Consider the following 20,436-nt stretch of genomic DNA (forward strand, 5'->3'; position numbering starts at 1 on the left):
TTATGCAAATTTTTTCTATATAATTTCCAGTAAAAATCGGAATTAACACATTTATTAATACTCACTCATAAAACATTATAAATCAACGGACTATCGTCCTAAAAATTTTTTAAGTGCTAAACTTCTGTATAATACCAATTTCACCTGTGAAAAATGAAAGTTGATTTGTATCAGGAAGATTCTTTAGACAACCATGTTTATCTAGAGCTTCTATAACAGTTTTAGTTACTTTTGCCCTATTTCTTAAATCTTCCTTTGAAATAAATTCTCCATCCTTTCTACTATTTTCAATACTTTTGGCAGCATTTTTTCCAACACCTTGAAGTGCACTAAGTGGCATTCTTATAGAATCACCTTCTAAAGTAAATTTAGTAGAATCTGATTTATAAATATCTGTTGGTAAAAATTTTATACCTCTTTTATACATTTCATAACATATTTCAAGTGTTGTAAGTAGCCCCTTATCCTTTACACTTATGTTATTTCCTTCAGCATAAAGTTCATTCATTTTATTTAAAATGACTTCTTCACCTTTTATTATAAGTTCACCATCAAAATCATTTCCTCTTACTGTAAGATATGAAGCATAATATGCTCTAGGATAGTGAACTTTAAAATAAGCTATTCTAATAGCCATCATAACATAGGCAACAGCATGCCCCTTAGGAAACATATATTTAATTTTCTTACAAGATTCTATATACCAATTTGGTACATCATGTTCTTTCATAATATTTTCATGCTCTTCTGTAAGCCCCTTACCCTTTCTAACCTTTTCCATTATAGTAAAAGCTATTTTAGGTGGAAGGCCTTTATATATTAGATAGACCATTATATCGTCTCTTGTAGCAATACAATCTTTTAATGTTGTATATCCTTCTTTAATATAATACTGAGCATTATTAATCCAAACATCTGTACCATGGGAAAGTCCAGATATTCTCACAAGGTCTGAAAATGTCTTTGGACTTGTATCTAATAGCATTTGTCTTACAAATTTTGTTCCAAACTCAGGAAGACCATAAGTGCCTACTTCGCATCCTAGGTCTTCTTTACTTATACCTAAAGCCTCTGTAGAAGTAAAAAGACTAAGTACAGCCTCATCATCCAAAGGTACCGATTTAGGATCTACACCTGTTATATCTTTCAACATCCTGAGTACAGTAGGGTCATCGTGACCTAGAATATCTAGCTTTAATAACCTTCCACTTATTGAATGATAATCAAAGTGGGTAGTTATAATATCAGACTGTGAATCATCTGCTGGATGTTGTATAGGGCAAAAATTAAAAATTTCATTATCGCTAGGTACAACCATTATGCCACCAGGATGCTGTCCTGTAGTTCTTTTAACCCCGGTACAACCAACTGTTAATCTTTCAATTTCAGCATTTGTAACTTTTTTGCCTCTTTCCTCTAGATACTTTTTTACAAATCCATAAGCGGTTTTATCTGCAATTGTTCCTATGGTACCAGCTTTAAAAGTATGTCCTTCACCAAATAAAACCTCTGTATACTTATGTATTTCCCCTTGATTATCTCCAGAGAAATTAAGATCTATATCGGGTTCTTTATCTCCTTCAAACCCTAGGAATGTTTCAAAGGGTATGTCAAAACCATCTTTATGAAGTAACTGCCCACACTTTGGGCAATTTTTATCTTCCATATCAACTCCCGAACCAACAGATCCATCTAATATAAACTCATTATACTTACATTTACCACATACATAATGTGGAGGTAATCCATTTACCTCTGTAATGTCACACATAGTAGCAACAAAAGATGAGCCAACAGACCCTCTAGAACCTACAAGATATCCATCATTTATAGATTTAGCAACTAACTTATGAGCAATTAAATAAAGAACAGCATATCCATTATTTATAATAGAATTTAGCTCTTTATCTAATCTTTTTTGTACAACCTCAGGAAGAGGAGAGCCATATATGGAATAGGCTTTTTCCATAGTCATATTTCTTATTTCCTCTTCTGACCCCTCTATTTTAGGAGTAAAGGTTTCTTCAGGAATTGGCTTTACATTCTCAATGGAATCAGCAATTAGATTAGGGGTAGTTATAACTACCTCTTTGCAAAGCTCTTCACCTAAATAACTAAATTCTTTTAGCATTTCTTCTGTAGTTTTAAAATATAGTGGAGGTTGATTATCTGCATCATTAAATCCCTGCCCAGCCATTAAAATTCTCCTGTAAATTTCATCCTTAGGATCTAAAAAATGAACATCACCAGTAGCTACCACAGGAAGATTTGACTTTCTACCAATTTCACATATCTTTCGGTTTATACTTTTTAGCTCTTCTTCATCTTTTACATTACCATTCTCTATTAAAAATTTGTTATTTCCTATAGGTTGTATTTCAAGATAATCATAAAACTCTATTATATCTTTAATCTCTTCATAGGTTTTTCCATTTAAGATTTCTCTATAAACTTGGCCCGCTTCACAAGCTGAACCAATTATAAGTCCCTCTCTGTATTGCTCAATTAAGCTTTTAGGCATACGAGGTTTTTTATGAAAGTGATCTAAATTTGAGAAAGAAATTAATTTATAAAGATTTTTTAAACCTATTTGATTTTTACATAAAATTATAAGATGATTAGTATTAGCTGATTTTACATTAAAATTGTTTAAAAATGCCTTATTTAATTCCTTCATAGTTAGTATTTCGTTTTCTCTTAACTTTTCAAAAGACTTAATTAGTATCTCTCCAGTTGCTTTAGCATCATCTACAGCCCTATGATGATTTTCAAGTGATATATTAAGATGTTTTGCAACAACATTTAATTTAAAACGTTTTAATTCAGGGTATAAAAATTTACTTAGAGGAATAGTATCCATAATTGGGTTATTTAACTTCAAATTTAAATCCCTACAATTCTTTTTTATAAAAGATGTATCAAAGCTTGCATTATGTGCAACCAATACAGAGTCTTTTATAAAATCCAGGAACTTTGGTAGTACTATTTCTATACCATCTTCAGATCTAACCATATCATTAGTTATTCCTGTAAGTTCTGTTATATTGTAAGGTATGGAAATTTTAGGATTTACAAAATTATTAAAATTATCTATTATAACTCCCTCTTTTATTTTTACAGCGCCAATTTCAATTATTTTATCATTTTCACTTGAAAAACCTGTGGTCTCAATATCAAAAACTATAAATTCATCTTCAATAGTTCTATTTTCTCCGCCTATTATAATTGGAGTTCCATCATCAACAAGATAAGCTTCTACTCCATAGATGACTTTAATATTATACTTTTTGCTTGCATCCATAGCCTCTGGAAATGCTTGTGCAACACCATGATCTGTTATGGCGATGGCCTTATGTCCCCATTTAGCTGCTCTTTCTACTAACTTTTTAGTAGGAGTAATCCCATCCATAGCACTCATATTAGTATGTAGGTGAAGTTCTACTCTTTTTTCTTCACATAGGTCTAATTTTTCTATCTTTTCTAATTTTATTATGTCTTGAGCAAAAATTATATTTTCATTTATAAATTTATCATACCTAATATCACCTTTTATCTTGTAATGTTCACCAACTTTTAATTCTTCCTTCATTTTATCTATAGAGTTTTTATTTGGAAAACACTTTAATGTTATGGAACTTGTATAATCTGTTAGATTAAACACAAAAAGTATTTTACCAGTTTTTGTTTCTTTTATTTCGAGTTTAAATAAATCTCCCTCAATACAAGCCTTATCTAGATCTAAATTTACTTCACTTATAGCTATAGGCTCTTCATTTATATTCTTTCCTAAAATCTGATTACTCACATCATTTTCCTTAGATAATGTTTGAGTTTTCTTATACTCCTGTTTTGTATGTATATTTTTATTTACTAAAGAAGGCTTATTATCTAGAGCTTCCTTAAGAAGCATAAAGTTTTCTTTTTCTTTTTTATTAAAATAACTATCGTCATTTAGTTCCTCTATATATTCTAGATAAACCTCACATTGAAGTCCAAATATTTCTTTAATATGTGTTTTAAGTGTCTTTTCTATGTCTTTTTCCTTTAAAAACTTACACACAAAGCTATTTCCGTAATATATATTTAAATTCTCACCATCTATAACTTTTTTAGAGTTTAAAAGACACTCTTTACAAAGAGGTATAGTTTCAGAAATATTCTGTACCAACTCTATCCAGTACTGTCTTGAAACTTCTTCTAGAGTAATATCAGAAATATCCTTATATAGCATAATTTCAATATCATCAAAGCATTGAAAAAAATCTTTTAATATATTTTTTATATTCTCTTGAAGATTGGACTCAAGTGAATTTTTTCCTTTTAAAATAAGTTTTAATTTGTTAAAGGCTTTATAATATTGAACTTTCAAAAACTTAAAATCTTTAAGTTTTAAAAAATCATCTTCTCTTAAATTTTCTTTTAAAACCTGTACAATATCCAATTTCTTACCTCCTTATAAAGTTATCTTCAGCTTCCTTTTAAATTTTATAAAAAAGCTATATTATTGATATGAAGCTTAGAAAACATTATCCAGGGTCATAATCACCCTTATAATAGTATTAAAACACATAAAATTTAGGGCGATAGACATTAGATAAGTTATATTCAAATGAACAATGGCTATGAAGTTCATAGCCATTAGTATTAAAACTTATTTACTTCATTTATAAGTTCTTCAATTAAGTTTTCTTCTTTAACTTTTTTTATTATAACACCTTTTTTAAATATAAGTCCTTCACCATTACCACCTGCTATACCTATATCTGCATCCCTTGCTTCTCCTGGTCCATTAACAGCACAGCCCATAACAGCAACTTTTATATTTTTATTTACGTCTTTTAGTCTCTTTTCTACTTCCTCTGCTATTTTAATTAAATTTATTTGTGTTCTTCCGCAAGTAGGACATGACACAAATTTTATACCTTCATTTATATAACCTAGGGACTTTAATATTTCTCTTCCTACTTTTATTTCTTCCTTTACATCCCCTGTTAAAGAAACTCTTAAAGTATCCCCAATACCTTCAGAAAGAAGAGTTCCTATGCCTACAGAAGATTTAACAGTACCGGAGAATATGGTTCCTGCTTCTGTAACTCCTAAGTGAAGAGGATAATCTACTTCACTTGAAAGAAGCCTATAACCCTTAATAGTTTTAAATACATCAGAAGATTTTATGGATATTACAATATCATGAAAACTATATTTTTCTAATAATTCTATATTTTTTAAAGCACTTTCCACCAAAGCCTCTGCAGTAGGAGCTCCATATTTTTCTAATATATCTTTTTCTAGAGAACCTGAATTAACCCCTATTCTTATAGGTATATTATTATGTTTTGCAGCTTCAACAACTTCACGGATTCTCTCTTCATTTCCAATGTTTCCAGGATTTATTCTAACCGCAGAAACACCATTTTCTATAGATTTTAATGCTAATCTATAATCAAAATGTATATCTGCTACCACAGGGATATTTACAGCACTTACGATATCTTTTATGGCTTCTGCTGCAACTTTATCTGGAACTGCACAGCGCACTATATCACACTTTACACTTTCAAGCTCTTTAATTTGTTCTATAGTTTTTTCTATATCTCTTGTATCTGTATTAGTCATAGATTGAACTGCTATGGGGTTATCTCCACCAAGCATTATATTTCCAACTTTAACTTCCTTAGTTTTTCTTCTATTAATCATCCTAAAAATCACCCCTATAGTTTTATAGGACTTACAATATCCTTTATTGTAACTAATATCATTAATGATATTAAAATAATAAACCCTATATAATTAAGTATTCCAATTTTATTATCATCAAATTTCTTACCTGTTATTATTTCTAATAACAGTATAAATATCCATCCACCATCCAATGCTGGGAAAGGTATTATGTTAAATATGGCCAATTGAACGCTTAATAGAGCCATAAAATAAATTAAATTAGTTAATCCCATGGAGGCAGTTTTTACAGATACCTTCATTATAGTAATAGGACCTCCTACATCGTCCTTTTTTAACTTTCCTTTAAACAATGTTTTGAAAAAAGAAAAAGTTTGTTTTGTAGTATCTAAAGTTTGATCAAATCCACTTTTAATTGCTTTAGTTCCAGTTGGAGTAAGGTGGGTAGGAGCTACTCCGATTGCATATCTATTATCCTTCTTATGTGGTAGTATATAAAAACTAAGTTCCCTATTATCTCTTAAAACAGAAATATTAATTTTTTCTCCTTTAACATCCTGCATTTTCATTAAAAAATCATTCCAAGATGAAATTTTTTCATTGTTAAATTTAATTATTTCATCTCCAGGTTTTATACCAGCTACCATAGCAGGTGAATTATCTATAACTTCAGAGATTTTAGGTGTAAAATATCCTATACTTCTACTAGTTATAGCAAAGAAAATTATAGCCATAATTATATTCATTATAGGACCTGCTGTTACTATACTAAGTTTTTGTAGAGGACTTTTACTTGAAAAGGCTTTTTCATCTTGTACCTCGTCATCTTCCCCTAACATCTTTACATACCCACCAATAGGTGCAGCTTTTATTAGATATTCAGTCTCTTTGCCCTTTATACTAAATAGTTTAGGACCCATGCCTAAAGAAAATTCTTCAACTTTAACTCCGTTTAACTTTGCCGCAATAAAATGCCCAAGTTCATGACCAATTACCAAGATACTAAAAGCTAGTATGGCAGCAATTACATATATAACTGTCATTTAATATCTCCTTTCATTTAAATCATAAAATTTATTTTTTATGTATTTTCTTACTTCTAAGTCTGTATGAATTATCTCATCTATAGAAACCTTACTTTTATATTCAAATTTCTCCAATGAACTTTCAATTATATCTCCTATGTGTAAAAAACTAATTTTTTCTTTTAAAAATAAATCTACCCCTACTTCATTAGCAGCATTTAAGATTACAGGTGCATTGCCTCCTTTTTTACCAGCTTCAAAAGCTAACTTTAAGCATTTAAAAGTATCCATATCTGGTTTAAAGAAGTTTAGTGATCCAATCTTAAATAAATCTAGTTTAGGTACTAATCTATTTTGCCTATGTGGATAATTTAATGCATATTGAATTGGTAATCTCATGTCTGTACACGCTAATTGAGCTATAATGCTGCTATCCTTAAGTTCTATCATAGAATGTACTATGCTTTCAGGGTGAACAACTACTTCAATTTTATCATAATCAACTCCAAATAAATAATGAGCTTCAATAACTTCAAGTCCTTTATTCATTAATGTAGCTGAATCTATACTTATTTTTTTTCCCATATTCCACTTGGGGTGTCTTAAGGCCTCTTTAGGTGATATGTTTTTTAAATCTTCTATGGTCTTGCCTCTAAATGGCCCACCAGAAGCTGTAAGAAGAATTCTACTTATATCTTCCTTCTTCTCCCCATTTAAACATTGAAAAATAGCACCGTGTTCAGAATCTACAGGTAAAATTTTAACTCCATATCTTTCTGCTTTATTCATTACTATGTCACCTGCTACTACTAAAGTTTCTTTATTAGCAAGAGCTATATCTTTTTTATGCCTTATAGCCTCTATAGTAGGCTTAAGCCCTATCATTCCAACAACAGAAGTTAAGACTATATTAACTTCTGGAATTGTAGCTATGGTAATTAATCCCTCCATACCACTTAGTATCTCTGTATCCTTAGAATTTATGCCACAATATTCTTTTATTTCTAAAGCAGCCCTTTCTGACATCATTGCTACATATCTAGGATTAAACTCTTCTATTATTTCAATAATTTTATCTACATTAGTATTTGCGCTAATCCCTATTAAATTAAAGTTTTCTTTTTCTTTTCTTATAACATCGAGGGCCTGAAGCCCTATAGAACCCGTAGCACCTAAAATACTTATATTTTTCAAAATTATCTCTCCTTATAAATCTAATATTTCTTTAGCCATAATTATATAAATTGGGCCAAGAAAAACTCCAACTATTCCAGTGAATTTTACAAATATATATACTGAGACTAATACAGCTAAGGGATGTATTTTAAGATTTTTACTAACATATTTAGTTTCTAAAACCTGTCTTATTATTAAAATAAATAAATAAAGAGCTATAAGACCTATAGCTCTTATATATTCCTTTAAAACTATTTTATATAATATCAAAGGGATAAATATAAATATAGTACCTACATAAGGTAAAATATCTAAAATACCACATAGAATACCTAAAGATATAAAATGATTTATAGAAAAAATATAAAAACCTATAGTAATTATTATTGTAGAAATAATCATAAGCTTTATTTCTATAAAAAAAACTTCTCTTAAAACTTTTAAACTTTTATAAAATACACTTAAAAGAGTATTTGTAAAAAATTTTTTTAAAAAATTTAATATTATATCTTCATCTACTAAAATAAAATAGCTTATTATATTTCCAATAAAGTATGAAAATAAAAATGTTGTAGTATTTCTTGCCCCATGAGTCAGAGTCGCCTTGCTAAATATAGTAGTATCATTAATATCAATAGCATTCACTAAGAAAGAAATAGATTGCCATTTACTTAAAATACTTATATATATCTTTTTATATAACCTTATAATATAATAAAAACCTTCTTCTATTAAAGCTAAATTCTCAAGTAAAGTGTTTCCTAACCTAAGAACAATATATATAAAAAATAAATTTATTAAAAATAGACTAATTAGAGCATTAAAGCTTTTATTAAAAAAACTAACTTTACTTAATAAAGCATATATAGGTTTAGTTAATATAATCAAGAAAATAGCTATTAAAAAAGCTTGGAAATATTTAGATATAATTATAGACATAAAACACAATAAAATAAATAGCAGAATTATAAATATTATATTTTTATACTTTTTAAACAAAAGATTCTCCCTTAAAATTATTTTACTGTATAATTATATTCACCTATATAATTATATATTATTAATACATATAATAAAACCTTTATATAGTAATTTAAAAATTAATTAAAAAAGAGGGTTTCAAGATTAAAAATCCTTAAACTCTCTTTATACCTACTATAGTCCTATTATAAAAGTTATATAAAAATATACTACTCCTGAAACAAAAAGTATACTATCAAACCTATCTAATATACCACCATGCCCTGGAATTATACTGCCATAATCTTTTACACTTAAATATCTTTTTATTATAGAAGCAGCTAAGTCACCAATCTGACTTAAAATTCCCCCTATTAGCCCTATTAATAAATAGTGATATAAGTTTATATGAACACCAAAGTTATATATTATAATTCCAAATAAAGAACATCCTAAAACACTTCCTATAAGGCCACCAATGGCACCTTCTATAGTTTTTTTAGGACTAACCTTAGGACATAGTTTAGTTTTACCTAGAAATTTACCAGCATAATATGCAAAAGTATCACTGCCCCAAGAACATATAAAAACAAGCCATACAAAATAGGAACCAATTTCTTTGAACTCTATCTTAGGTATTAAGCTAAATAGGAGTGGAACATATAAAAAGCCAAATATGGTTAACGCTGATTCAATAAAATTATGCTTTAAATTAAATACTGGAATACTTAAACATATACAAGTAAATAATATAAGTATAAATAAAAAATGATCAATTGACATTTTATTTAAATAAAAAAAATAAATTATTGTAAATGAGTATGCTAAATAATTAAAAGTATAATAATTTTTCTCTTTTAGAATACTGTAAAACTCATGCAAACCAATTAAAGATAAAATTAAAATTAAAAATCTTAAATAGTCTCCCCCTACAAATAAAAATATTGCTAAAGGAAGTAATACGAGAACCCCTAAATATCTGTCGTAAACTGAATTCATAATTACTTTATTCCTCCAAATCTTCTTTCTCTACCCTGATAATCTTTTATTGCACTTCTAAGCTCTTCCTTAGTAAAATCAGGCCATAGAGTATCCGTAAACCATAACTCTGAATAGGAGCTTTGCCACAATAGAAAATTACTTAATCGTTGTTCACCACTAGTCCTAATAATTATTTCAGGATCATTCATCCCCTTAGTATCTAAATAATTTTCAAATATATCTCCGTTTACATCTGATATATTTAATTTATTATTTTCAACATCTTTATATAGTTTTTTTATAGAACTTATTATTTCATCTCTTCCACCATAGTTTAAAGCTAAATTCAAAGTTAATCCAGTATTGTTTTTAGTCTTTTTATATGCAGACTCCAGCTCTTCTCTACAAGACTTAGGTAAATAAGAAGTATCACCTATACTATTTATTATAACATTATTTTCATGAAGTTCATCAAATTCATTTTTTAAATAACTAAGTAATAAATTCATAAGCGTGTTTACTTCATCTTTAGGTCTTTTCCAATTTTCCGTTGAAAAAGCATATAGAGTTAAATACTTAACTCCAAGATAACTACACTCTTTAACAATATCTCTTATGGTTTCAACTCCTGCTTTATGCCCAAAAGTTCTTGGCATATTTCTTTCCTTAGCCCATCTACCATTTCCATCCATTATAATTGCTATATGCTTTGGTATATTATTTAGATCTAAAGTTTTTTTATCAGAGTTTTCTTTTATGTTTCTTATATTGTTTTTTGATCTAAATATATTAAAAAAATTCTTCACTTTTGCTGCCACTCTCCTAAAAATTTAATATGTAGAGCATAGTTTATATTATAATACCAAATAAAAAATAAATAAATATATTTTTTATTTATTAAATAAACCTGCAAAAGCAGGTTTATAATTTAAACTGTCATAATTTCTTTTTCTTTTTCAATTACTAATTTATCAATTTCTATAACAAAATTATCAGTTTCTTTTTGAACTTTTTCTTCTAAGGCTTTAGCTTGATCTTCTGGTAAATCATTATCTTTCTTTAAATTTTTAATTTTATCATTAGCTTCACGTCTTATAGATCTTATTGCTATTTTAGCATCTTCACCAGATTTTTTTATAGATTTAACTAAATTTTTTCTAGTTTCTTCAGTAAGTTCAGGAATAATAAGTCTTATAGCTGTGCCATCACTTGAAGGGTTTAAACCTAAATCAGATTTTAAAATAGCTTTTTCAATTTCTTTTATTGAAGACTTATCGTATGGTTGAATTAAAAGTATTCTTCCTTCTGGTACAGATATATTAGCTAACTGAGTAATTGAAGTTAAAGTACCATAATACTCAACTTCTATCTTTTCAAGCATTTTAGGGTTAGCTCTTCCAGCTTTCATACTAGCTAGTTCTTCTTTTAATACTAAAACAGATTTATTCATTTTTTCTTTAGCATTTTTTAAAATATCAGATACCATAAATTTATTACCCCCGTATATTTATTTTTTAACAATAGTTCCTATTTGTTTTCCGCAAACAGCACTTATAATATTCTCCGGCTTATCAAGTCCGAAAACAAGTATTGGTATATTATTGTCCATACATAATGATGTTGCAGTAGAATCCATAACTTGTAATCCTTTTTCTAAGATTTCAATATATGATAATGAAGAATACTTTTTAGCATCATCAAATTTTCTTGGGTCTTTATTATATACACCGTCTACATTCTTAGCAAGCAATATAATCTCAGCTTCTATTTCTGCGGCTCTTAAAGCTGCGGTGGTATCTGTAGAAAAATAAGGGTTTCCGATACCAGCAGCAAAAATAACAACTCTACCTTTTTCCAAATGTCGCATAGCTTTTCGTCTGATATATGGTTCTGCTACTTCTTTCATTTCAATAGCTGTTTGTACTCTTGTTGGAATGCCCATAGATTCTAAAGAATCTTGAAGAGCTAATGCATTAATACAAGTAGCCATCATTCCCATATAATCAGCTGTGGCTCTATCCATATCTTCTCCATTTCTACCTCTCCATATATTGCCGCCACCAACAACCATGCCACATTGAACTCCCATTTCAACTAACTCTTTTATTTGACTTGAAATGCATTTTACAATATTAAAATCAATTCCAAATCCTTTTTCACCTGATAAAGCTTCACCTGATAACTTAAGCATTACTCTTTTATACTTTGCTGTTTCCATATAATATTATACCTCCAAAGAGAATTTTACTAACAAATAGATTTTTCTAATATTTAGAGTTATATTTTAAAAAAAGAGAACACGGCGTGTTCTCTTTAATTTTATTTACCACCCATTTGTTTTGCTACTTCTTCAGCAAAGTTTTCTTCTTTTTTCTCGATACCTTCGCCTCTTTCAAATCTCACAAACTTGTTGATTTTTATAGTTGAACCTATTTTCTTAGATTCTTCATTTAAGTACTTTTCTATAGTTAGGTCAGGATTTTTAACCCAAACTTGCTCAATTAAGCAGTTTTCTTTGTAATATTTATTTATTCTTCCCATAACCATTTTTTCTATTATATTATCAGGTTTTCCTTCATTTTTAGCTTGAACCCTGAAAATTTCTTTTTCTTTTTCTAAACTTTCATTGTCTACTGCATCTCTATCTAAGAATAATGGATTAGTAGCAGCAACTTGCATTGCAACTTCCTTTGCAATTTCACAAAGATCAGAAGATGAAGTTTCACATCCTAATTCTACCATTACCCCTATTTTTCCTGCTCCATGTATATAGCTATTTAATGCTCCATTTTCTACGGAGAATCTTTCGAATCTTCTTACGGACATATTTTCTCCAAGCTTAGCTATTAAAGCAGTAACAGCATCTTTTAAAGATATAGATTGATCTTCCATATATTTCTCTTCTAATAACTCTTCTACAGAAGTTGCTGAAGATACACATGCTTGTTTAGCAACATCATTAACAAGTTTTATAAAATCTTCATTTGCTGCAACAAAGTCTGTTTCACAGTTTACTTCTACGATAGAAGCACTTTTGTTATCCTCAGATATAAAAGTTTGAACTAAACCTTCTGATGCAACTCTTCCAGCTTTTTTAGCAGCTGCAGCTAAACCTTTTTTTCTTAATAATTCTACAGCAGCTTCCATGTCTCCATTAGATTCTGTTAAAGCCTTTTTACAGTCCATCATACCTGCACCAGTAGACTCTCTAAGCTCTTTTACCATACTTGCACTAATCATTTAAATTCCTCCTTAATGATAATTGAACAATTATTGTTACAAAAACTACTAATAATATTATTCAGCTAATTGTTCACCTTGTCTGCCTTCAATAATGGCATCTGCCATTCTAGCTGTGATTAATTTTACAGCTCTTATAGCATCATCATTACCTGGAATTACATAATCAACATCATCTGGATCACAATTAGTATCTACTATAGATACTACTGGTATACCAAGAATTTTAGCTTCAGATACAGCATTTTTTTCTTTTCTTGGATCTATAACAAACATAGCACCAATATTTTCTACGTTCATATTTCTTATTCCACCTAAGTTTTTCTCAAGCTTTTCAGCTTCGTTCTTAAGTAATGTAACTTCTTTTTTTGGAAGAACTTCAAAAACTCCATCTTCCTCCATTTTTTCTATCTCTTCTAATCTAGCTATTCTTGATTTAATTGTATTAAAGTTAGTTAACATTCCACCTAACCATCTGTTGTTTACGAAATGCATTCCTGCTCTTCTTGATTCTACATCAACAGCTTCTTGTGCTTGTTTTTTTGTACCAACAAATAATACATCTTTACCTTCAGCAGATACTGATTTAATGAAATCATAAGCTTGATCTACTTTTTTTACAGTTTTTTGTAGATCGATTATGTATATTCCATTTCTTTCTGTGAAAATATAAGGAGCCATCTTAGGGTTCCATCTTCTAGTTTGGTGTCCAAAGTGTACACCTGCTTCTAATAATTGTTTCATACTAATAACTGCCATAATTTAATACCTCCTGGTTTTTTCCTCCACTACCTTCACCTTTATAAAACGCCTAAACATAGGACCCTGTTTTATAAATTGGATAGTGTGTGTAATTCATACTTTATGTATTATATCACAAGGTACAGTTCTATTCAATATAAATTTATGATTTTTACAACATTAAAAAACAGGATGAAATTCATCCTGAAAATATTATTACCAAACTATTTTATTTTATCTAACTCTTCTAATAATTTTTCATTTAAAATCTTTATGTGAGTACCTTTCATGCCTAGGGATCTAGACTCTATTACTCCTGCACTTTCAAACTTTCTAAGAGCATTTACTATTACAGATCTTGTGATACCTACTTTATCTGCAATTTTAGATGCTACTAATAATCCTTCTGTTCCTTCTAACTCATTAAATATGTGTTCTACTGCTTCTAATTCAGAGTAAGATAAAGTGCCTATAGCAAGTTGAACTATAGCTTTTTTCCTTGCTTCTTCTTCCATCTCTTCGTTTTTAGATCTTAATATTTCCATCCCAACAATTGTTGCACTATATTCTGCTAAAACTAAATCATCCTCTGTAAAAGGTTTATCAAATCTAGCAAGTAGCAAAGTTCCTAATCTTTCTCTATTTCCTATAATAGGAACTATAGTTGTTATTTTATTATCTAATTCGCATAACTTTTTATCTTTAAATACACAATTCCCTTTACTAGTTAAGTTTTCTTTAGTTCCTTCAATTGTCATCAATTTACTGTTATAATCTTCAGGAAATCTAAGTTTGTCTACAACTTCGTCCTTTACTATATCACACTCAAAATTGCTGGAAAAATTATATCCTAAAATTTTTCCCTTTCTACTTATTATGTACACATTACACTCTAAAACCTCACTTAATAATGTACATATATCTGAAAATGAAACTGGTTCATTTCCTGTTTTCTGTAAAATCTTATTTAACATTCTAGTTTTATTTAAAATAGACATTAATTATATCCTCCTTAAGTTGTTTATCGTTTTGTAAAATACAAAGTTTTCAAAATATAATAAAAATTTTAAATTTTTAGAATTATCCCTTATCCTTATATATAATATCATAATGAATCTACTATTTCAATAACTAATTGTTATTGTTTCGACATTTTTTTAATTTATTTACGTGTTCTATTTAAAATTATTATAAATAGAACACGTATTATTAATAAGTTTTAATAAAAATGTAAAAACTTTGTTAATAATACGTTAAAAATTACTATTTACTTTTATATCCACATTCCTTACTAATACACTGTAAATAGTCTCCCTTAGATTTTGAGCTTCTTTTCACTAATATAGAAGTGCATTTTGGGCATTTTTCTTCCGTAGGTTCATACCAACTTACAAAATTGCATTCAGGATAATTACTGCATCCATAGAATTTCCTTCCCTTTTTACTTTTTCTAACCAATACATTACCTTCACATAAGGGACACTTAACATCTAGTTCCTCTACTATAGGTTTGGTATTTTTACAATCCGGATATCCAGGACATGCTAAAAAATTACCATACCTACCTCTCTTTATAACCATAAATTTACCACATTTATCACATTTTATATCCGTCACTTCATCTTCTATGGTTATTTTGGCTATTTCATTTTCAGCAATTTCTATAGTTTTCTTAAAAGGAATAAAGAATTCATCTATTACCTTCCTCCAACCAAGTTTGCCTTCCTCAATTTTGTCAAGTTTCTCCTCCATACTTGCAGTAAATTCTACGTCTACTATATCATTGAAGTGCTCACTTACAATATCGTTTACAATTACTCCAAGTTCAGTTGCCTTTAGAGTTTTTTTATCCCTTTCTACATACTGTCTACCTAACAACGTACTTATAGTTGGGGCATATGTGCTAGGACGGCCAATACCATTTTCCTCCATTGTTTTTATCAATGTAGCTTCTGAAAACCTAGCTGGTGGTTGGGTAAAATGTTGTTTGCCTAAAACATCTTTATAATTTAGTTCTTCATTTTCAACTATAGGTGGAAGAATTTTATTATCAGTATCTATACTACTATCATACAATTTGGTAAACCCATCAAATAAAATTCTGTTACCTGTAGTCCTTAAGGTGTATTCACCATTTAATACATCTATTGAAGTGCTTTCATAGACACAATTAGACATCTGGCTTGCTACAAATCTCTCCCATATTAATTTGTATAACTTATACTGTTCTGGCTTTAAGCTTTCTTTAATATCTGAAGGTACTAACTGTAAATTAGTAGGTCTAATAGCTTCATGAGCATCTTGACTATCCTTTTTACTTTTAAACTCTCTTTCTTTATCTGGGATATATTCCTTTCCAAATGAATCAATTATGTAATTTTTGCTCATATCTTTTGCTTCTTTTGAAACTCTTACTGAATCAGTTCTCATATAAGTTATTAATCCTACAGTGCCTATTTTTTTTATATCCACGCCTTCATAAAGACTTTGAGCCACAGACATAGTTTTATATGTTGAAAACCCCAATTTCTTATATGCTTCCTGTTGCATAGTACTGGTTGTAAAAGGAGCAAGAGGTGATTTTTCTTTCTTTGTTTGTTTTATGCTATTCACAAAAAAATTGTTGCTTTTTAAATCTTGAATTATTTTATTGCACTCTTCCCCGTTTTTAATAGAGATCTTTTCCCCATTATAATTTACTAGTTTAAAATTTAACTCTTCATTTTTTTTATTCTTTAGAATACACTCAACTGTCCAGTATTCCTCTGGTATAAATGCTTCTATTTCCTTTTCTCTATCACATATTATTTTTAAAGCAACAGATTGAACTCTACCTGCACTTAATCCCCATTTAACTTTTCTCCAAAGTATAGGGCTTATCTCATAGCCAACCAACCTATCTAAAATTCTTCTAGCTTGTTGTGCATCCACTAAACTTTCATTTATTTTTCTAGGATTTTTAATTGCATTTTTAACAGCAGTCTTTGTAATTTCATTAAATTCAATCCTACAAGTTTCTTCTTCTTGTAATTTTAGTGCTTTAGATAAATGCCAAGAAATAGCTTCTCCTTCCCTATCAGGGTCAGTTGCAAGATATATCTTATCTGATTTTTTAGCCTGTTTTCTTAACTTATCTAAAACTTCCCCCTTCCCTCTAATTGTAATATATTTTGGTTCATAGTCGTTTTCTATATCAACACCCAATTGACTCTTAGGTAAATCCCTTACATGACCCATAGTTGCTTCAACAACATAGTTACTACCTAAATACTTCTTTATAGTTTTTACCTTTGTTGGTGACTCAACTATTACTAACTTTTGTCCCATTATCTCCCCTCCATTAACATTTCAATACTCTTTATTAAGCTAATTCTTCAATTTTTACATAATAATTTCCACATATACATTTTACTTTTGAAAATACCTGCATTTCAAATAATAACCCATGTAAACACTCTATGTCAATATTAGTTAATTTAGATATATCATCAATATGCATAGGTCTATCAGTTAAAACCCCAAATATTTCACTTTGTTCTTTAGTAAAATTAACATTATTTTTAAAATTTTTAATACTTTTTTCTTCTATATTTAATAATTCATATAAATCTTTTGAATTGGTAAATATATGTGCACCATCTTTTATAAGGTCATTAGTTCCTATACTGTATCTGGAAAATATAGAACCAGGAACTGCCATAACCTCCTTTCCTTGTTCTAAGGCTAAATTCGCCGTTATAAGTGAACCGCTTTTACCTGATGCTTCAACTATTATTAAAAGATCAGAAAGCCCACTTATAATCCTATTTCTTATAGGAAAATTCCAAGCATTAGGTCTAGTATTAGGAACATATTCCGAAATTATAACTCCGTAATTTTCCACTTCTTTATATAATCCCTTATTTTCTTTTGGATATATATTATTTATACCACATCCTAAAACACCACAGGTATAGTTTTTCTTTTTAGTGCATACCCTGTGTGCAATACTATCTACTCCCTTTGCTAGACCTGATATTATATTTATACTATTTTGGGTTAATATTTTGCATATTTCTTTTGTTACATTTTCTCCATATAAAGTACACTCTCTAGCTCCAACTACACTAACAGATTTATGATTAATACTATCTAAACTTCCTTTATAATATAACACACATGGTGGATCTACAATATCTCTTAGTTTTTCAGGATAATTATCATCAAAGATAGTAGTAATTCCAATGTTTTCTTTAAAAATTATTTCTTCAATTTTATCTATTTTTTCTTTATCATATGCAGCTTTAAATTTGTCAATTAATCTTTCTTTTATATATGAAGATTTTTTAAATCCATCTTCATATATAAAATCCCATAACTCTTTAAAACTACTAAAGTTTTTTATTATAGTATACTTATTTATAGGGGAAAGTTCCACCATAGAAAACCATATCGCATATTTATTCAATCCATACACTCCTCTATATTGCTTTATATTAGGACCTCTCATTTACTACTCTTATCTTTTTTAAGTGAAGTATAGATTGCCATGTACTTAGATAAGAATTTATAAACTTAAATGTAAATAAAAATTTATTCTAAAGTAAAAAAACTTTTTATATTATATCCTCTTTTAAAAAGTTTCTATAGCTAAAGGCTTCTATTAAATCTTGTTTATCAATATTTTCTTTACCTTGCAAATCAGCTATAGTCCTAGATATCTTAAGAATCCTGATATAAGCCCTACCACTGAGAGAATATTTCTTGAACATGCTTTCTAAAAATTCCTCTTCTTTTATGTTTAATTTGCAATACTTTTTTAAAAGTGGAGAACTAATAGAAGCGTTAGTATAAATCTTATTATCTTTAAATCTTCTTTTTTGTATTTCCCTTGCTATTAATACTCTTTCCTTAATAATTTTAGATGATTCATTATGGGAATCCCTAAATTTATTAAAGGAGAGATTTGGTACACTTACATACATATCTATTCTATCTAAAAATGGGGCAGAGAGTTTATTTAAATACCTTCGTCTTTCTTCTCTTGTACAGGTACATTCCTTTTGAGATAGAAAATTACCACATGGACAACCATGAAAGTAACTACTTAGATAATATGTACTATAAATTTAATATTAAAAAATCATATAATGTTAAAAAAAATAGTGCTTCTAATGCTTATAATAGAATACATGAAGCAAGATTATCTAAAAGTTTAACCATAAAACAAGTTTCTATTCAATCTAATTTAACAGAAACGCAAATTCATAATATCGAGACAAATAAGAGTACTCCTACACTTGCTACTTTAAAGAAACTAGAAAGTGTATTAGATAAAGATTTTTGGTATTTAGGAAATTATGACTCCCTTGAAGAAAATACATTAGGAGAACGTATATATAAATGTAGGCTTTTTTTAGGATATGGTAGAAAGGAGTTTGCTCAAATATTAGGTGTTGGATATAGATCATTAGAAAAGTGGGAAAGAGATCTTGTAACCCCTAGTAAAAAGAATATGGATATCTTAAAAAAGTATATAAATAAATTATATATAATATGTAGAAAAAAATTATAAATTGTATTTTAGTTATAAAAAAGCCACCGTATTGGTGGCTATAATTATTTAAATTTTTATATAGTTTCTTATAATCTGCATTCTCTATTAAAAGCATTTACTACAAGGTGAATAACTCTTTTGAGCGTCTGAAAGTGGAACTTGTCTAGCTTTATTAGCATTCATCTTCCCACAGTTAGGCTTACTATGATACTTGCTGCCTGTGGCTGACAACCATACCATTTGACCTTGTGGCTTCTGTTGTGGTGTATTTTGAACTTTAGGTTTCTGATTAGATACTACATTGGATTTACTTTTAGTTGATGAATTTGAACTTACATTAGCGGTATTCTTATTTTTGCTATTGTTTGATTTAGCTACCTTATTATTGTCACCCTTTGTAGTTCCATTAGGATTTATTGCCCATAAACCTTTGTTATTATTTCTAGCTTCAGTAGCATATTTACCAAAGTAGTTTTGATATTTAACATCTGGTGGATATGTACTTTGTTGAGCAAATCCATTTAATACTAATAATGCATTGAACATTTTTGCTCTTATTTCTGTTTCACTTTTATCCTTAGGTATATCAGTCCAAATATATCTTAATAACCTTCCATATTTATCAGTTTCAGAAACATCCTTTTCCAAATAGACGGTCTTTCCTTCTAGTTCAGATTTAGTATAGTTAGATGCTTCTTTTCCATATGGTTCATGTTTAGTTGTGGACTCAGGCGTATTGACACCTATAAGTCTAACTTTTTTACCATCCTCTAGTTCAATCGTATCTCCATCTACAACCCTTTTTACTTTTGCTTCAACTAAATTAAATTCTGAAAGTTTATTTTTCTTTTCTTCTTTAATTTTTTTTGATTCTTCATCTTTCTTTTTTTGCTCTTCTTTCTTCTTCTGTTCTTCTTTCTTGTTTTGGTCATCTAACTTTTGCGCTTCTGTTTTTTGTTCCACATTTTTATTTGTGCTAACAGTATTATTTTCACTACAACCACCTAAAAATATAGAAAAAGTCACAAAAATAGCTAATAACAATGATGAAAATTTATTTCTTTTCCCCATGATAATCCCTCCTCATTATTTACTACA

17 protein-coding genes and 1 pseudogene are annotated in these 20,436 nt (G+C 28.8%); 1 reads left to right on the plus strand and 17 read right to left on the minus strand.

Going from position 1 to position 20,436, the window contains the following annotated elements:
• Positions 1-109: 109 nt before the first annotated feature.
• From FNZ64_RS08400 to FNZ64_RS15115, 16 genes and pseudogenes are all read right to left on the minus strand, one after another.
• Positions 110-4,441: a PolC-type DNA polymerase III gene (locus FNZ64_RS08400; RefSeq protein WP_142414361.1), complete on the minus strand. Its 4,332-nt coding sequence runs from the start codon at positions 4,439-4,441 to the stop codon at positions 110-112.
• Positions 4,442-4,644: 203 nt separating this feature from the next.
• Positions 4,645-5,694, minus strand: coding sequence for a flavodoxin-dependent (E)-4-hydroxy-3-methylbut-2-enyl-diphosphate synthase (ispG, locus tag FNZ64_RS08405; RefSeq protein ID WP_279233271.1), 1,050 nt, complete (start codon positions 5,692-5,694; stop codon positions 4,645-4,647).
• A gap of 17 nt (positions 5,695-5,711) precedes the next feature.
• Complete coding sequence (gene rseP / locus FNZ64_RS08410) at positions 5,712-6,713, minus strand: RIP metalloprotease RseP (RefSeq protein WP_142414617.1); 1,002 nt, start codon at positions 6,711-6,713, stop codon at positions 5,712-5,714.
• A 9-nt stretch (positions 6,714-6,722) separates the two neighbouring features.
• Positions 6,723-7,898, minus strand: coding sequence for a 1-deoxy-D-xylulose-5-phosphate reductoisomerase (dxr, locus tag FNZ64_RS08415; RefSeq protein ID WP_142414363.1), 1,176 nt, complete (start codon positions 7,896-7,898; stop codon positions 6,723-6,725).
• A gap of 12 nt (positions 7,899-7,910) precedes the next feature.
• Entirely contained in the window at positions 7,911-8,879 is a 969-nt protein-coding gene (locus FNZ64_RS08420) for an AI-2E family transporter (RefSeq protein WP_279233267.1), read from the minus strand.
• Positions 8,880-9,035: 156 nt separating this feature from the next.
• Positions 9,036-9,839, minus strand: coding sequence for a phosphatidate cytidylyltransferase (locus tag FNZ64_RS08425; RefSeq protein WP_142414365.1), 804 nt, complete (start codon positions 9,837-9,839; stop codon positions 9,036-9,038).
• A gap of 2 nt (positions 9,840-9,841) precedes the next feature.
• Positions 9,842-10,588: an isoprenyl transferase gene (locus FNZ64_RS08430; protein ID WP_243129248.1), complete on the minus strand. Its 747-nt coding sequence runs from the start codon at positions 10,586-10,588 to the stop codon at positions 9,842-9,844.
• A gap of 161 nt (positions 10,589-10,749) precedes the next feature.
• Positions 10,750-11,307, minus strand: coding sequence for a ribosome recycling factor (gene frr / locus FNZ64_RS08435; RefSeq protein WP_142414367.1), 558 nt, complete (start codon positions 11,305-11,307; stop codon positions 10,750-10,752).
• A gap of 21 nt (positions 11,308-11,328) precedes the next feature.
• Positions 11,329-12,039: a UMP kinase gene (gene pyrH, locus FNZ64_RS08440; RefSeq protein ID WP_142414368.1), complete on the minus strand. Its 711-nt coding sequence runs from the start codon at positions 12,037-12,039 to the stop codon at positions 11,329-11,331.
• Positions 12,040-12,140: 101 nt separating this feature from the next.
• Positions 12,141-13,061: a translation elongation factor Ts gene (tsf, locus tag FNZ64_RS08445; protein ID WP_142414369.1), complete on the minus strand. Its 921-nt coding sequence runs from the start codon at positions 13,059-13,061 to the stop codon at positions 12,141-12,143.
• Between the two features lie 57 nt (positions 13,062-13,118).
• On the minus strand, positions 13,119-13,820 hold the full coding sequence (gene rpsB, locus FNZ64_RS08450) for a 30S ribosomal protein S2 (RefSeq protein WP_142414370.1): 702 nt from the start codon (positions 13,818-13,820) through the stop codon (positions 13,119-13,121).
• Positions 13,821-14,026: 206 nt separating this feature from the next.
• A complete protein-coding gene (gene codY, locus FNZ64_RS08455) occupies positions 14,027-14,800 on the minus strand; it encodes a GTP-sensing pleiotropic transcriptional regulator CodY (RefSeq protein WP_142414371.1) in 774 nt (257 codons plus the stop codon).
• 265 nt (positions 14,801-15,065) lie between these two features.
• Positions 15,066-17,129, minus strand: coding sequence for a type I DNA topoisomerase (gene topA, locus FNZ64_RS08460; RefSeq protein ID WP_142414372.1), 2,064 nt, complete (start codon positions 17,127-17,129; stop codon positions 15,066-15,068).
• Positions 17,130-17,163: 34 nt separating this feature from the next.
• Positions 17,164-18,249 carry a DNA-processing protein DprA gene (gene dprA, locus FNZ64_RS08465; RefSeq protein ID WP_185903726.1) on the minus strand — a complete coding sequence of 362 codons (1,086 nt, stop codon included), beginning with the start codon at positions 18,247-18,249 and terminating at the stop codon, positions 17,164-17,166.
• Between the two features lie 148 nt (positions 18,250-18,397).
• Complete coding sequence (locus FNZ64_RS08470; RefSeq protein WP_142414374.1) at positions 18,398-18,766, minus strand: magnesium chelatase subunit ChlI family protein; 369 nt, start codon at positions 18,764-18,766, stop codon at positions 18,398-18,400.
• Positions 18,767-18,793: 27 nt separating this feature from the next.
• Positions 18,794-18,910, minus strand: a pseudogene (locus FNZ64_RS15115) (ATP-binding protein); the annotation flags it as partial.
• Between FNZ64_RS15115 and FNZ64_RS08475 the strand changes: the two are divergent.
• Complete coding sequence (locus FNZ64_RS08475) at positions 18,865-19,356, plus strand: helix-turn-helix domain-containing protein (protein ID WP_185903727.1); 492 nt, start codon at positions 18,865-18,867, stop codon at positions 19,354-19,356. The pseudogene FNZ64_RS15115 and the gene FNZ64_RS08475 sit on opposite strands and share 46 nt — an antisense overlap.
• Positions 19,357-19,443: 87 nt before the next feature.
• Here FNZ64_RS08475 and FNZ64_RS08480 read toward each other — a convergent pair whose 3' ends face one another.
• A complete protein-coding gene (locus FNZ64_RS08480) occupies positions 19,444-20,409 on the minus strand; it encodes a thermonuclease family protein (RefSeq protein ID WP_142414376.1) in 966 nt (321 codons plus the stop codon).
• Positions 20,410-20,436 lie beyond the last annotated feature (27 nt).

Source organism: Hathewaya massiliensis, from assembly GCF_902143515.1.
Taxonomy (GTDB): Bacteria; Bacillota; Clostridia; order Clostridiales; family Clostridiaceae; genus Hathewaya; species Hathewaya massiliensis.

What these genes read in the sequence shown, in the direction of transcription:
- FNZ64_RS08425 (WP_142414365.1), bottom strand. Translation starts at nt 9,839, where the DNA reads ATGAATTCAGTTTACGACAGATATTTAGGGGTTCTCGTATTACTTCCT.
- codY (WP_142414371.1), bottom strand. Translation starts at nt 14,800, where the DNA reads ATGTCTATTTTAAATAAAACTAGAATGTTAAATAAGATTTTACAGAAA.
- topA (WP_142414372.1), bottom strand. Translation starts at nt 17,129, where the DNA reads ATGGGACAAAAGTTAGTAATAGTTGAGTCACCAACAAAGGTAAAAACT.
- FNZ64_RS08480 (WP_142414376.1), bottom strand. Translation starts at nt 20,409, where the DNA reads ATGGGGAAAAGAAATAAATTTTCATCATTGTTATTAGCTATTTTTGTG.
- FNZ64_RS08475 (WP_185903727.1), top strand. Translation starts at nt 18,865, where the DNA reads ATGGACAACCATGAAAGTAACTACTTAGATAATATGTACTATAAATTT.
- FNZ64_RS08470 (WP_142414374.1), bottom strand. Translation starts at nt 18,766, where the DNA reads ATGTATGTAAGTGTACCAAATCTCTCCTTTAATAAATTTAGGGATTCC.
- tsf (WP_142414369.1), bottom strand. Translation starts at nt 13,061, where the DNA reads ATGATTAGTGCAAGTATGGTAAAAGAGCTTAGAGAGTCTACTGGTGCA.
- frr (WP_142414367.1), bottom strand. Translation starts at nt 11,307, where the DNA reads ATGGTATCTGATATTTTAAAAAATGCTAAAGAAAAAATGAATAAATCT.
- rpsB (WP_142414370.1), bottom strand. Translation starts at nt 13,820, where the DNA reads ATGGCAGTTATTAGTATGAAACAATTATTAGAAGCAGGTGTACACTTT.
- pyrH (WP_142414368.1), bottom strand. Translation starts at nt 12,039, where the DNA reads ATGGAAACAGCAAAGTATAAAAGAGTAATGCTTAAGTTATCAGGTGAA.